This window comes from Paraburkholderia sp. IMGN_8 (assembly GCF_038050405.1).
Lineage (GTDB): Bacteria > Pseudomonadota > Gammaproteobacteria > Burkholderiales > Burkholderiaceae > Paraburkholderia.
Map to the genome: position 1 here is coordinate 1208851 of NZ_CP150901.1, position 14422 is coordinate 1223272.

The 14422-nt window shown below is 60.1% G+C and carries 13 protein-coding genes and 1 pseudogene; 7 read left to right on the forward strand and 7 right to left on the reverse strand.

Annotation, left to right across the window (positions count from 1 at the left end; translation table 11 throughout):
* Nucleotides 1-12: 12 nt before the first annotated feature.
* The 3 genes from WN982_RS26770 (at nucleotide 13) to WN982_RS26780 (ending at nucleotide 3286) form a co-directional block, all read left to right on the forward strand.
* A complete protein-coding gene (locus tag WN982_RS26770; protein ID WP_341318614.1) occupies nucleotides 13-1356 on the forward strand; it encodes an aromatic acid/H+ symport family MFS transporter in 1344 nt (447 codons plus the stop codon).
* 86 nt (nucleotides 1357-1442) lie between these two features.
* On the forward strand, nucleotides 1443-1985 hold the full coding sequence (locus tag WN982_RS26775; protein WP_341318615.1) for a hypothetical protein: 543 nt from the start codon (nucleotides 1443-1445) through the stop codon (nucleotides 1983-1985).
* An 80-nt stretch (nucleotides 1986-2065) separates the two neighbouring features.
* A complete protein-coding gene (locus WN982_RS26780) occupies nucleotides 2066-3286 on the forward strand; it encodes a porin (protein ID WP_341318616.1) in 1221 nt (406 codons plus the stop codon).
* Nucleotides 3287-3415: 129 nt separating this feature from the next.
* Here WN982_RS26780 and WN982_RS26785 read toward each other — a convergent pair whose 3' ends face one another.
* The gene (locus WN982_RS26785; protein ID WP_341318617.1) at nucleotides 3416-4567 is read right to left on the reverse strand and encodes an acyltransferase family protein; all 1152 of its coding nucleotides are present in this window, start codon (nucleotides 4565-4567) and stop codon (nucleotides 3416-3418) included.
* Between the two features lie 468 nt (nucleotides 4568-5035).
* Between WN982_RS26785 and WN982_RS26790 the strand changes: the two genes are divergently transcribed.
* Complete coding sequence (locus WN982_RS26790; RefSeq protein ID WP_341318618.1) at nucleotides 5036-6115, forward strand: hypothetical protein; 1080 nt, start codon at nucleotides 5036-5038, stop codon at nucleotides 6113-6115.
* 133 nt (nucleotides 6116-6248) lie between these two features.
* Here WN982_RS26790 and WN982_RS26795 read toward each other — a convergent pair whose 3' ends face one another.
* Nucleotides 6249-7235 (reverse strand): zinc-binding dehydrogenase, encoded by a 987-nt coding sequence (locus WN982_RS26795; RefSeq protein ID WP_341318619.1) that lies wholly within the window; start codon nucleotides 7233-7235, stop codon nucleotides 6249-6251.
* A gap of 92 nt (nucleotides 7236-7327) precedes the next feature.
* Here WN982_RS26795 and WN982_RS26800 point away from each other — a divergent pair, with 92 nt between their 5' ends.
* On the forward strand, nucleotides 7328-8218 hold the full coding sequence (locus WN982_RS26800; protein ID WP_341318620.1) for a LysR family transcriptional regulator: 891 nt from the start codon (nucleotides 7328-7330) through the stop codon (nucleotides 8216-8218).
* Between the two features lie 850 nt (nucleotides 8219-9068).
* On the opposite strand, the gene WN982_RS26805 is transcribed toward WN982_RS26800, so the two are convergent.
* The 3 genes from WN982_RS26805 to WN982_RS26815 form a co-directional block, all read right to left on the reverse strand.
* Nucleotides 9069-9209, reverse strand: a complete 141-nt coding sequence (locus tag WN982_RS26805; RefSeq protein ID WP_341318621.1) for a hypothetical protein — start codon at nucleotides 9207-9209, stop codon at nucleotides 9069-9071.
* 572 nt (nucleotides 9210-9781) lie between these two features.
* Nucleotides 9782-10786: a sterol desaturase family protein gene (locus WN982_RS26810; protein ID WP_341318622.1), complete on the reverse strand. Its 1005-nt coding sequence runs from the start codon at nucleotides 10784-10786 to the stop codon at nucleotides 9782-9784.
* 46 nt (nucleotides 10787-10832) lie between these two features.
* The gene (locus WN982_RS26815) at nucleotides 10833-10985 is read right to left on the reverse strand and encodes a hypothetical protein (protein WP_341318623.1); all 153 of its coding nucleotides are present in this window, start codon (nucleotides 10983-10985) and stop codon (nucleotides 10833-10835) included.
* 198 nt (nucleotides 10986-11183) lie between these two features.
* On the opposite strand from WN982_RS26815, the gene WN982_RS26820 reads away from it, so the two are divergent.
* Complete coding sequence (locus WN982_RS26820; protein ID WP_341318624.1) at nucleotides 11184-12503, forward strand: Nramp family divalent metal transporter; 1320 nt, start codon at nucleotides 11184-11186, stop codon at nucleotides 12501-12503.
* A 49-nt stretch (nucleotides 12504-12552) separates the two neighbouring features.
* Here the strand turns inward: WN982_RS26820 and WN982_RS26825 are convergent, their stop codons facing one another.
* Nucleotides 12553-13008, reverse strand: coding sequence for a LysR substrate-binding domain-containing protein (locus tag WN982_RS26825; RefSeq protein WP_341318625.1), 456 nt, complete (start codon nucleotides 13006-13008; stop codon nucleotides 12553-12555).
* A 33-nt stretch (nucleotides 13009-13041) separates the two neighbouring features.
* Here WN982_RS26825 and WN982_RS26830 point away from each other — a divergent pair.
* A pseudogene (locus WN982_RS26830) lies at nucleotides 13042-13506 on the forward strand (aldo/keto reductase); the annotation flags it as partial.
* Nucleotides 13507-13518: 12 nt separating this feature from the next.
* On the opposite strand, the gene WN982_RS26835 reads toward WN982_RS26830, so the two are convergent.
* Nucleotides 13519-14139, reverse strand: a complete 621-nt coding sequence (locus WN982_RS26835) for a TetR/AcrR family transcriptional regulator (protein WP_341318626.1) — start codon at nucleotides 14137-14139, stop codon at nucleotides 13519-13521.
* Between the last annotated feature and the right edge of the window lie 283 nt (nucleotides 14140-14422).

Below are 14422 nucleotides of genomic sequence, written 5' to 3' on the forward strand. Positions count from 1 at the left end.
CCGGAGACACGCATGAAATCTGCAGACTCAGTCGACATCAAGGCGTTCATCGACGCGCGAAAAATGTCGCCGTACCAGTGGCTTGTCCTTGTTCTATGTTTTCTGATCGTCATGATGGATGGACTGGACACGGCCGTGATGGGCTTTGTCGCGCCCGTCATCATGCACGACTGGAACGTCAGCCGGGCGGCCTTCGGCCCTGTCATGAGCGCCGCAATGGTTGGGCTCGCAATCGGCGCGCTGGCCGCGGGACCGATTGCCGATCGCATCGGACGCAAGAAGGTGCTGATTGCGTCCGTCTTCTGCTTCGGCCTGTTCAGCCTGATCTGCGCATTTGCCGAGTCGCCCATCCAGCTTGTCACGCTGCGCTTCCTGACGGGACTTGGATTGGGCGCCGCGATGCCGAACTCGACGACGCTTCTGTCCGAGTACGTCCCAACGCGCAGCCGATCCCTGCTGCTCACCATCATGTTCACGGGGTTCAACTTCGGCTCGGGTGCCGGCGGCTTCGTGGCGGCTTCGCTGATCCCGCACTTCGGCTGGCGTGCGGTGTTCATGTTCGGCGGCATCCTGCCGATCCTGAGTATTCCCTTGCTGCTGTGGCTGCTGCCTGAGTCCGCGCGCCTGATGCTCGTGCGCAAGATGGCGACTGAACGTATCGCGGCAACGCTGGGACGGGTGTGCGGATACCCCTTCGGGCAAGACGTGCGATTCACCGCACCTGAGCCGGCGATCGCCGCGAAGGCGCCCGTGCGCATGCTGTTCGCGGACGGATACGCCGTTAGCACGCTGATGCTGTGGGTGACGTACTTCATGGGTTTGCTGATCATCTATCTGCTGACTGGCTGGCTGCCGACGCTGATCAAGGACGCGGGCTTGCCTGTCGAGCGCGCTGCCGCGATCACTGGGATGTTCCAGTTGGGTGGGACCGTGGGGGCGGTGGCTGTCGGCTTCGCGATGGACCGGATGGATCGCAATGCGGTGATCGGCGCGGCGTATCTGCTCGGTGGCGTGTTCATCTTCGCGCTGGGCATGGGGACGCTCAAGTCGAACCTGCTTCCGGTTCTCGTCACGTGTGCCGGCTTCTTCATGAGCGGTGCGCAGACCGGGCTTAATGCACTCGCGCCAACCTGCTATCCGACCCGCGCCCGGGCAACCGGCGTGAGCTGGATGCTTGGGTTCGGCAGGCTCGGCGGCATTCTGGGTTCGCTGGTGGGCGGTGCCTTGCTGTCGCTCGGATTCAGTTTTGCAACCGTATTCTCGGTACTCGCTGTACCCGCACTCATCGCTGCCGTGGCCATCGTCATGAATCGCCTCGCGCTGCGCTTCATTACCAGTCCCGTGGCCGATGCATAAGCGGATCTGCAGCGGTCTTATAGAAAGAGGCGGTGACTGCCAACGTCACGACATCCGTCATATGACGCGTTTCAAGGAGAGCAGACATGGGTGGCAATTTCAGCGTGAGCGGAACTGAACTCAACAAGGGTATGACGCCAAACGTTTCGGACTGGCCAAGCCGCAAGGCGATGATCCGCGCCGGAGTGATCGGTGGATTGATCGGCGCCGTGATCATCTGGATTTACGAAGCCCTTATCTGGGTAGGGGCGCAGCACTTGATGCCGTTGGCGGGTATTCCACGCAACGCGACGGGGCTGGTGTTCGGCAAGCAGGTGCAAGAGTCGCTCGGCATATGGGCTTATGTCGTCGGCACGGGCATTCACTTTGTGTTCGCGACTGCGTGGGGCGTTCTGTTTGCGACGATCTGGCCGTACTTCCGCCGGCGCGGATACGAAGCGACTTTAGTGGCGTTGTTTTACGCGGTGTTGGCGTGGATCGTGATGCATGTGGCGATCATGATCGCCTCCGACAATCATCCAAACTATTACGACCCGGTCGTGATCATCGGCGGCTTCATGTCCCACATCTTCTTCACTGTCCCACTGGCCCTGACGGTGAAGCGACTGCTGCAGCCTCGGGGGGAATAGCGCAACTAGCTTGATGAGCCTTTCGCAACACAGCTGATTAAGAATTTCAACGACACGTAGAAGACCTGGAGATTTGGAGAATGGATAAGAAGAGCAGACGAGTAGAGGCAGTGCTGTGTGGGGTAGCGATTGCGACCTCGGTGCCGGCCTTCGCTCAAAGCAGCGTCACGTTGTACGGTATTGTCGACAATGGCATTGCCTATCAAAGCAATTCGACGAGCCTCGGTTCCACGAGCGGCGGGAAATCGGTCGTCAAGATGACACCCGGCGTGTGGGCGGGCAGCCGCTTCGGCTTGAAGGGCGCCGAAGACCTGGGCGGAAACACGAAAGCGATCTTCCAGCTCGAGTCAGGTCTCAATTCGGCAACGGGCGCCCAGCAATATGCCAACGCGATGTTTGGACGCCAGGCGTGGGTCGGCGTGACTAACCCGGCGTACGGGACGTTTACCGCGGGCCGGCAATACGCGTCGTACTACCAGCTGCTGTCGCCCTACAGTCCGACGACATGGATCACGGGTTTCTATGGCGCGCACCCTGGCGATATCGACGGCCTCGACACCATCTACCGGGCGAATAACACGCTGGAATATACGTCGCCGAAGCTCCATGGCCTGACGGTCAGCGGCTCGTATTCGTTGGGCGGTGTCGCTGGCAGCGTGAACCAGGGGTCGACCTGGGCGGCGGCTGTGCAGTATGCGATGGGTCCGGTTGGTTTCGCTGTCGGCTTTTCGCGGATCAACAACTCGACGTCGGGTGGCGGCGCGTGGGGTGCGGATTCGACGACCACGAACGGCGGCAGCCAGATCGGTGTGTCCGCGCTGACGAACGGCTATCAGACCGCGCAGGCGCAGCAGCGCTTCGCGGTAGGTGCCGGTTATACCTTCAACAGCGCGTGGGACGTCACGGCGACCTACTCGAACGTTCAGTACATTCCGGGTAGCGGCTCGAAATTCCACGACACGGCGATCTTCAACACCGGCGGTGCCGTACTGCACTGGAAGCCGCTCACCACCTGGGATTTCGGCGCGGGCTATAGCTATACGCGCGCCACGCGCGCGAACGGCATCCAGAGTAACGCTCAATACCAGCAGTTCAATCTCTCCGAGTACTACGCCTTGTCCAAGCGCACGGGCCTTTATGCATTGGAGGCTTATCAGAGGGCGAACGGCAAGACGCTGGGAACGAACGGCGCTGGGCAAATCATCAACGCGACGGCGACAATCGGCGATGGTTTCAATTCGACGCCATCGTCGTCAGCCAGCCAGTTTGCGTTCGGCGTGGGTATCGTTCACCGGTTCTGACCCGGGGCTGACGCGCGGGGCATCGCGCCGCTATCCGTTTCAGCGCGGCATCGCCTATTTAAGGCGGTGCCGCGTCGTCACGGTCGAAAACCGAAACATCCCAGTTGCATCAAGCGCTTCCCGTGGAATTCAAGCCGCCGGTGCAGCCGGCGCGTCCGGGGGCGTGTACTTCCGTAGCCGCTGGGAAATCAGATGCGAAGGCCGTTCGATCATCCGGTAGAACGCATAGCTGATCGCGAACGCCAACGCCACCTGGACGAACCATGCGAAGCGGGATGTGTCGTCGAAGCCAGTCATTTCCAGCAGTGCAAGCGCCATCTTGTGGCAAAGATAGAGGCTATAGGACCACGCGCCGAAAGCTGCCAGTCTGGACCAGATGCCGGCTTTGGAAGGCGTGGCTGTCTCCGCTGCGATCCAGATTGCCGCAAGAAACTGAAATAGCGGCAGCGTGATATCGGGCGTGATCAGCGGCACGATTGCCGGCTTGAGATTCGATTCGGATAACAAAATCATCACTGCCGCCCCGGCCGCGACAACCGCCACTCTCAGTGCAACCAGATGGTTTGCCAGGGAATGAGTGGTCCGGTCGAGGCCGCGCTTGATCATCATGGTGAGCGGCGAATACGCGCCGCGTATGTGGAACTGCTCCGCATTGCGCTGGGTTTCCGCGATCAGGCAGCCAAAAATCCAACCAGCCGCATACAGTAAAGCCGTACCCGGAATTCGATACGTTTCATAAACGCAGCTGTGGCAAACGGGGTGCCCAAACAGACGAACCACTGCCACCATCACACCGGCCGCAATCGTGCTGCCAATGATCATTTCGCCGATGTAGCGAAACCGCGGGCGCAAGACTGGGTAAATGGCGTAGTACACCATCTCGCAGTAGAGCGACCAAAGCACGGACTCCAGATAATTTTGCCCCGTCGGTAAAGGTTGGACGAGGCACAGCAGGATAACCAGCGGTAATCCGATGCGGATGAATCTGGACGCGTAATAGTTGATCGGCTTGAGCGTGACATCCTTCTGATAAGCGTTATGGATGCAGTAGCCGGAAATGACAAAGAACACGATGACGGCGGCGGGACCCGCAAACAGCGCGGTCGACCCTGACCACAATGCGCCGCCCAGGAAGGCGAGCCGGTGTGGCAGAAGTTCTTTGAACAGGGGCGGACGAAAGTGATACATCAGCACCCAGACCGCCGCGAGGAATCGAATGGCGTCTATCTTTAACGACTTGTTCAGATTTGCGGACGCTGACAGATTCAAGGTGATCGCCATTTTCTGCCCCTCTTATTCAGGCTGCGACGATCTTACCTCCGGGGTAAACAACAAAAATCGAAAAAAATGGCGAAATTAATCACGCCGCAGGCTGCCTCGCCTCGTGATCTGGCGGTGCGTGAACGCGCGGCCTTTGTCGCGCCCGCCCCGATGATGTCGGATTGCAGCGCATCCGGTTGCAATTCTACGAGTCATCCAGGCGAGCGCGAGAGATCATCTTTGCACTTCAATATTGCGGATGGGTGACGGACAAAATAGCCCGGCGCGAGTGAGATTCAAGACGCCGTACGCGGCCCGCGATGCGATGTGATGCGCTGCGTTGGCGATGTCACCACGCAGTAACAGTCGCGTGTTTCCATAGGTTACCTATCCTTACCGGCCATTACATCGGATCAGCCTCGGGCGAGTCCATTTGCGCCTCCGGCTTCGCCCATTTCTCCCCCCGCGTACACGTCACAGGAGCCAAACATGGCAAGCACTCGACGTATTTCCGCAACCAACCGCATTTTCAATCGCACCTCTTTAGCGTTCGCCGCGTTATGTTTCGCGACTAGCGTCGCTCACGCGCAAGCGTCACCCAAGCCGGTGCAGACGCCAGGTTTTACCCTAAGCGTCTTCGCGGCTGCTCCCAGCGGATCCTCCGCGCCCGACTCTCTGGCCGTACTCGACGATCACATCTGGGTTGCCTATGCAAACGGCGGCGCGCCGGATGGCACGGGCAATGCTCAAAGCCAGATTGTCGAATACTCGCGAGACGGCAAGGCCTTGCGGACCTTTACTGTGGCCGGCCACAACGATGGTTTGAAGGTCAATCCCTACACCCGTGAAATCTGGGCGATGCAGAACGAGGATGCGAATGCAAATCTCGTCACGATCAATGCGGCGACGGGTCTGACCAAGCTCTATACGTTTGGTAAGCCGCCGCACGGCGGCGGTTATGACGACATCGTATTCAAGGACGGTCAGGCCTTTCTCAGCGCGTCCAATCCGACGCTTGACGCCAACGGCCTCAATACGGGGCCCGCGATTGTTCGCGCGATCCTCCACCCGAACGGCACGATCGACGTTTCCGCGGTGTTGTCTGGAATGCCTGATGCCAGCAACATTCCGTTTGGCAAAGTGGCGAAGCTCAACCTGACCGATCCGGATTCGATGACGCTGACGCCGTCGGGTGATGTTCTGCTCGATGATCAGGGAGACAGTCAGCTTGTCCTGTTGCGCTCGTCAGGCGATGAACCGCGCGTGGAATTTTTGCCGCTGCTCGGCAAAGTGCAGATTGACGATACGGTGTTCGCTACAGCGCGACGGGGTTTTCTCCTCGTGTCCGATACGAAGGCGAATACCGTTTACAAGATCAGTGCCGATGTCTGGCAGCGCGGCGCGGCTTTTTCCGCATCAACGGGCGTAGCTGCTGCGCCCGGCCAACCGGCGGTGCCGGGTTATGTCGGCCAACTCGATTTGCGCAGCGGAGCACTGCTGCCGTTGGTGACCAATCTGCAAGCCCCGCACGGCATGGCCTTCGTACCGGCTGAAGACGACGGGCAGTGACGCGATTGCGTTGCCTCGCGCGAGACGGTCGCTGAAAGCAGCACCCTGGCGATCGTCTCGCCCAGCGCGTCCTGACCCGATACCTGCACGGGTCACCATGAATGGCCAGACCCACTTCCATTTCCTGATACTTTTAGACGACCACGACACACTTCCCAGCGGCCGCGTTGCGCTCCATCAATTCGTGGGCGATCGGGACCTCGGAAAAGCCGAATACATGTGCGGCCCGACCTTGATATAGACCGCTCGCCTCGAAGTCCACGATCTGTTGCATTGGCACATCCGATAGCGGAAAGTCGGGAGCCCCGAAGTTGAAGCTGCCGAAAAAACTCATCTGAACGCCGCTTGGCATCTGGCCGAGCGGATTGAAGTCGACGAGCGGCGCGAGCCCCCCGAGAAATCCGGCCAGGCACACGCGACCGCCCCGACGTGTGGCGCGCATCGAGTCGAGAACGGTGCTGTTTCCGATGAGGTCCAGCACCACGTCGGCCTTGCCGCCTGGCCAGCCTGGCGCCGTCAGTAACTCGCCCGCGAACTCACCCGCAGCCGTCACGACATGTGCGGCCCCACGCGAGCGCAGCAAAGCTTCGCCCTCTGGCCGGCGGGTGGTTGCAATCACCTCCGCGCCGAGTCGGCAGCCGATATCGATGGCGGCCAGCCCAAGGCCCGACGTCCCCCCGCGCACCACGAGTCGCTGCCCGGCACTAATTTCGAGGTTTCGGTGAAGGCACGTCCAGGCGACCGCATAGGCTTCCGGCAGGGCAGCGAGACGTTCCCAGTCGAGTGTGGTTTCAACGGCCACGACATTGGTTGCAGGTGCGACGACGTATTCTGCATAGCTGCCATCGATCGTTCGTCCCATCCCGCCCATCAGCGCCACAACGGTCTGGCCCTCGCGCAGGATCCCGCTCGCATCCGACACCACTGACCCAACACATTCGATGCCGCTTACTTCCGCCACCTCTCCCCACAACCCGCGCCGCATATAGAGTTCGGCCCGGTTCAGGCCAAATGCGCGAACGCGAATCAGCACGCAGCCTGGTTTTACGGCTGGCAGCGGTCTCTCGACAATGTCGAGCACTTCGGGACCGCCAAACCGCTTCCTCACGATTGCCTTCATGTCGATCTCCTCAGTGGGAGACTGAATGGTAGGATCGACAATCGTCGAAGAAAATTACTATATTTCGACAGAGACTGAAGCCAATTTCTACAATGAACGAGCCCACGCTCTTACAGTTGCAGTGCTTTGAGGCGCTGGTTGCCGAAGGCAGCTTTGCCGCGGCCGCAGTGCGTTTGAACCGGACGCATCCAACGGTCCATGCGGCTGTGAGTGCGCTTGAAGCTCAAGTGGGAATGGTCCTGCTCGACCGGGCGGGGTACCGTGTCTCGCTCACCGCGGACGGCGCGGCGTATCACGCGCGCGTCGCGCAGTTTCTTCGTCAATATGAAAATCTCCGGCGCGAAGCGGCTCAGCTCGCAGCCGGACAGGAGGCGGAGTTACGCGTCGCCGTGGGTGACCTGTGTCCATTGCCGGAGACACTGGGCACGCTCAAACGGTTCTTTGACACGAGTAGCGGCACGCGCCTGACGCTTCTGTTCGAGGCGATTAGCGGTCCTTGGGAGCGGCTGCAAAACGGCGATTGCGACCTGATCTTCCATCACCTCGACAAACCGTCGCCAGCGATCGAAGCCGTCGAACTCTTCGAGGTAAAGCTCGTGCCGGTCGCCGCACCGGGGTTTCTCAAGCAGCCCCCTCACGAATCGCTCACGCCTGATGACTTGAGGCCCTACGTTCAATGCATCATTCGCGACACAAGCAAACAGCCCTCGGAGGCCAATTACTATCTGATCGAGGGCGCGGCAACCTGTACCGTGCCTGACCAGTTGATGAAGCGTGAGCTGATTGTGCAAGGGCTTGCGTGGGGCCACATGCCTTATCACCTTGTTGCTCGCGACCTCGAGGACCATCGGCTGGTGTCGCTGGAAGGGCGGCACCTGCAAGGCGCGACGCTTAAGCACTACGCGGCGCGGCTTCGAGATGCCGCGCACGGCCCAATTGCGCAGCGTCTTTGGAGTCAGTTGCTGGAGCAGGGTACACGTTGAGCACGTGGCACCTCGACAGGGTAATAGGCAGAAGGCAGAAGATTCGCCGCGAACATTAAATCCCGCATCAGCGCCCGTCATGCGGCGGGGCGTGGTTGCTTTTGTTGCACGGCTATTTGCTGCGGAGCGGCTCTCCAAGGCAGTATTTCCCGTAAATCAGACAGTGCGACGGAACATTGTTTGGCTTCGCACTGTTGGGTGGCCCTTGCGTGGAAAGGCGCACCGTATCCACAGCGGGCAGCTGACAGGTTTCGTACACGGATGCGAACATAAGTAGCGTCATCGCCCCGGTCGAAAGAAGAACGGCCGAAAACGTGTGATTGAAGTGTAAGCGGTTCATAGCAGTATTCCCCTAACAGCTAGGCTCAATCCCGTTCGCGTTGTCCAGATGTCTACCCGGTTCGACGGTTAGAGCTAGCAGAAAACGTCTTGTTGCAGCCTGTCTCGCTAACCTCCCTGAGTCCAGAACAACTGGCTGTACGACTTGCGCCATTTCCGATGTCCGCCACCGGTTCCTGTCGCATAACACCTATGCGTACGCGCGTTACGCGACAGTATTGACCAGCGCCGCAGGCACGCGCCTGTCGGCACGGGCAAACCTGGTGCGGTCTTCAGCGCATCTGTCGAACCGTTCGAATCACGCCGATTAGCAGGACTGACCAAACCAGCGTCATCAGGGCGCAGGCCCACGCGACGATGAGAAACCACTCACTGAGACTGAGCGGTTTGTCTCGTGAAGTCCTGCGGACGCGCGCCATCCGGTCGCGAGGCCAATACAGATTCGACATGCGTAAGGGTGTTTATCGCCGACAGATGACGTCGCTTGCGTATGCCGGATAAGAGCGCGGGCTTACGAGACGAATGTTTTGACGCGCTGCCAGAATGCGGCAAATTTGCACGGTGCGGGCGCGTGCAGGGCAAGCATGGCGTCGTAGTGGAGGCGCGATTCCTGGACGTGCGGCAGGTGCGACAGAAGGAGGCCGAAGGTCATGATATTTCTCCGTGCGTATATCGCTAAACGCGTGGCTTAGTGCGTGGCTTGACGCGGTTCGCGGAAAGCCAGCAGACGGAGAGGTTGTGCGTATCACGCGCAGCAACGAAGGTCTACTCGCTTTCCTTGGGCAAAAGCAAAAATAAAGGTGAGCGGCATATGGGGTAACTGTCACCGTCCGGCATGGCGGCTCCTTATCGGCGTTCGTACGTGCGTCTGCTACGTGTTTGCTGCGCACGCGTTGATCCACGCGTCCGCTCGCGCCGTTAATTCGAACGGACGCGAGCAGACGCAGCCGAGAGTGGATGCTCGCGACGCGGTGCCATTCGGACGCGCGTCATCACAACGGCCATATGGCGCTATTTAGGGTGCACGGAGAGGGTTACTATGGCGCGCACCGTCTGCCTTAAGGCAAGACGGCGGCTGGATGAAGAGAGCGCGGACGTCCTGCCGGTCAGGCAGCGAAACTGTTCGAAGGTCGACTACTGCAGGTGTCCAAGGCATTCGCCCCGTTTGTGAAAGCGCCCGCAGTCTGCGGAGTGCGAACGGCAGGCTCGCGGGGGCGACCGCGATCAGTCTGTCACGCCGCCGTAATTTCGCTGCCCCCGCAGACGCTTCGCGATCCGGCCGAACGCGTACCACTGCTGCGCGATCAAGCCGTCGCCGTATGAACGTGCTGCGCCATGCGGCATGGGCAATTGATCCCGGATGCCGGTCGGCTCGACCGTGGGGTCCCACGACGCGGTCCGGAACATCATGTCCCACCACGGAAACAGCACGCCGAAGTTGCAGCCGTAGCGCGTGCCTTCATGGCCGTATCCGACCGCGTGATGACGCCGATGAAAAATCGGGCTTACGATCACGCGCTCGAGCAGCCATCCATAAGGCAAGCGGGCGTTCACGTGTTGCACGCTTTGCATGAAATTGCCAACCGCGACGAGTACGACGAACTGGGACGGCGGTACGCCGATAAACAGCGAAATCGCTGCAAAAAACGCTGCCTGGATAATGTCGTCCAGAAAGTGATTCCGGTCGTCGGCCCACAGCGACATCTGCTGCTGGCTATGATGCACTGCATGCAATTCCCACCATACGCCGAACCGGTGTTGCCAGCGGTGATACCAGTAACCGAAGAAGTCGAGCACAACCAGATAGATGACGAACGACACGACCGGCTGATCGGTGACGCCCGGCCAAAGGCTGTCGACGTCGATGTTCGGCACATCGTAGATCGCCATCAGGCTCTGCCAATGATTGAAAAGCGGCTGGAGCAAAAAGAAAAACGCGATATTGAGGATGCCGAGCTTGGCGATCCACGTGTAGATCACGTCGGCGCGCAGCGCCTTGCGGTCCGACCAGGTTTCTACCGGGCGCAGTGCTTCGAGTGGCCGCAACGCGAGATACGTCACGAGGATTTCAAGCACACCGATGATCACCCAGTAAAGCGCGTCGTAGGTGTCATCGTCGTAGTCCATCAAATTGAACCGGTAAAGGAACGGCTGGACGACATCGACATACAAAAGTGTTTGTAGCGCCGAGATGCCATTGTTCAGCTGAGCGACGATTTCGTGGATCATCTAAAGCCTCTTGAATTGCGGGAACCAGTAAAGCAGGGGAGCGAGCTCAGTCCGGATCGATCAGCGTCAATTGCGCTTCGCCGGAATCGAGCACAATCACTTTATCGGCAGCCTGAGCCAGATTGGTGACTGTCGGCGTCGAGTAAGCCAATGCGGCAAAAACACCGGTTTTTTTAATCGAAACGATAGAAATCGACATCTGGACCACAGACGGGTGGAAAAATATACTGGGTAGGATGGCGGTACGGCCGGTGAAAAGCGATCAACGCGCGTAGACGTTGACGCGTTAACGCGCGAGGTCGCGCTGTCGATGACAGGCGACACTCTGTTGAAAGTATGAATTACTCGATGAAGCAGTGCCCAGTATTTTCCGCACTTCTTGCTGGATGAGGCAAACATGGATGATCGCCTCAAGGAGAAGGTCCGCCACGGTACGTTGACCGAAAAGACGACCATTGCGATCCGCGAGGCGCTCGATGGGCACCGCGGCGGGATGGCCATGCTCCTTCCGTTCGCTGGCCCGGCGGTGGTCGTATCGGTCGCCTATATGGACCCGGGCAATTTTGCAACGAACATCCAGGCGGGCGCGCGCTACGGCTATTCCCTGTTGTGGGTGGTGCTGCTGGCCAACGTGATCGCGATGCTGTTTCAGGCGCTCTCGGCGAAACTTGGCATTGTCACGGGGCAAAATCTTGCGGAGTTGTGCCGCGCACATTTCCCGAAGCCGCTCGTCTGGCTGATGTGGGGCGTGAGCGAGGTTGCCGCGATGGCGACTGATCTCGCTGAATTCCTCGGCGGCGCGATCGGCCTCGCGCTGCTTTTCCATATGCCGCTTCTCGCAGGCATGGTCCTGACGGCGCTGATCACTTACGGTTTGCTGCTGTTCGAGAGAGCGGGCTTCAGGCCACTCGAGCTGGCGATCGGGGCACTCGTGGGTATCGTCGGGCTATGTTATCTGGCAGAGCTTTTCCTGACGCCGGTTCATTGGCCGGACGTGGCCGGCCACCTTTTCACACCGCAGCTACCCGATGCGCAGGCGCTCACCATTGCGGTCGGCATCATCGGCGCAACCGTGATGCCGCATGCGCTTTTCCTGCATTCCGGGCTGACTCAGGGCCGTGCGCCCGCAAGAACCGAAGGCGAGCGTGTGAAGCTGGTGCGCTTCTCCAATATTGAGGTGATGATCGCGCTGACGATCGCCGGACTGATCAACATGGCGATGGTCATCATGGCCTCCAGCGCATTTCATGCGGGCCACCCGGAGGTCGCGGAAATCGAGTCCGCCTATCACACGCTCGCTCCGCTGCTCGGAATCGGGGCGGCAGGCGTGTTCCTGCTGTCTTTGATCGCCTCCGGAATATCCAGCTCGGTCGTCGGGACGATGGCGGGGCAGATGGTCATGCAGGGTTTCGTCGGCTTTCAGATTCCGCTTTGGCTGCGCCGCGTGGTCACGATGATCCCGAGTTTTCTTGTAATCGGCTTCGGCGTGAATGCCACCCAGGCACTGGTCGTCAGCCAGGTCGTGCTGAGTATCGCGCTACCGTTTCCGATGGTGGCGCTCGTGTGGTTCACCTGCCGGCGCCAGGTGATGGGCGCGTACCGCAGTCACGCCGTGACTGCGGCGCTGGCTACCGTGGCGGCTGTCGCCGTACTGTCCCTCAACCTCGTCCTGGTGTTGCAGATTTTCGGAGTCGAGATACCGGGCTTCGCTACGTGACGAAATGTTCGTTGCCGCGTGGAGCGCGGCCGTTCGTCACCGTGCAATCTCAAACAGGAGATTGCATCGTCGAATCTCCCGCAGCCAGGATGAAGTCCACAAATGCTCGGAGCGGGCCTGGCATATACGTTCGGCTGGGATAGTAAAGAAACGGTCCGCTGAACGATTGCCACCACTCGGGGAGCACCGGTATGAGCGCGCCGCTCTCGATTGCCGGGCGCAGAAACTCATCGAAGGAATAGACAATACCTAGCCCCTCGATGGCCGCGCCTCTTTGCAATTCGATCACGGATGCGATCATTGGTCCGTTCGGCTCGATCCGCACGACCTCGTCGCCCTGCCTGAATTCCCATGTCGCCAGCGCGCCGCTGTCGAAGCGGTGTCCGATGCACGCGTGGCTCACCAGTTCGTGTGGATGTTGCGGTATGCCGCGAGCCGCGACGTAGGAGGGCGCGGCCGCTGCGACGAAGCGTTGGACGCGCGGGCAGATGGGCACGGCGATCATGTCGCGCTCGAGACGTTCGTCGTAGCGGATGCCGGCATCGAAGAAGAGATCCTGCCGACCTTGCGCGAGCTCGGTATCGGCGTGACGGCGTGCGGTGTGCTGTCGCGCGGCCTGATCAGCGGGCACTGGAGCAAGGACTCAGCAGGGAAAGGCGATTTTCGCGCCATGAGTCCGCGCTTTCAGGGGGACAACCTCGATCACAATCTCGCGCTCGTGGATGCCCTTCGCAAGGTGGCCGATGCCAAAGGCGTCTCGGTCGCGCAGATTGCCATTGCGTGGGTTGCAGCGCAAGGCAGCGATATCGTGCCGCTCGTTGGCGCACGACGGCGCGATCGTCTTGCCGAGGCGCTCGGCGCGGTCGACGTGACGCTCACCGCAGAAGATCTGGCCGCGATCGCGCAGGCAGTGCCGAACGGGGCCGCGGCAGGTGAGCGTTACGCGGCGGCGCAGATGGCGCATCTCGACAGCGAAAAGGGAAGCCACGGCCACGCGGCCTGATTCAACGGTTTCTCAAGTGTCGCTCTTGACCTTGCGTGGCGAGCGTACAGAGCGCGGTTTCTTTTTGGCCTCAGGAGAGGCCGGCCACTGGTTGTCGTCAAGCAGCCGATCGAACAAACGTCCGCGCTCTTTTTCGGAAAGCGGGCACAGGCCAAGGAGGGCCGTAAAGACAAGGCCTCTGGCTGCTGCCCAGCGCAGGAGCGCGAGTTCCGGGTCGGCTGCCTCGGCCTTGATGCGTTTGACTTTTTCCGCAGTGACCTCGCGCATGGCGGACAGGAGAGAGGGATCTTCAACCAGCGCGGCAAGGATGGCAAAACCCGCGGCATGGGGATTGTCCGTGGCTTCGCGCATGGTTGCGATCTCTGTTGCCAGATTGGGCTCGGACTTCGTCGCGCCTTCCCCAGCAAGATAGTCTCGCGAGAACTTATCGAAATACTCGATCTCGTGCTCGAGCAACGCCTTCAGCACATCTCCTTTGGTGCGGAACTGATGCATCAGTCCGCCCTTGCTAATACCGCTTTCGCGAGAGATCGCGTCAAACGTGAGTTGACCCGGACCGTCGCGGGCAACGACGGTGAGCGCAGCCTGGAGGGCCGCTCTGCGGGAGCGTTCCGAACGAGTGGGATTATCCATGGCTTCTCTGGAGAGTTGTCGCGAGTTCGCATGACCGGAAAAAGTACGCGAGCGCGGTTGAACCCCGCATTTTACAAGCACGGTTCCGCTGACGATCGTTTGAACCACGGCGCCCCTGGGAATGGACGCCAGCCGAACGCCACTGTCGTGCCGGCGATTTCGATGGAGCCTTCGCCGTAAACATGAACGCCGCTGGGAATCTTGATCGGCGTGGAGTTGTGATCTTCGCACCATGGAGGTGGTGTGCCAATAACATTTAAGGCGCTCAGGCAGGCTAAAACAA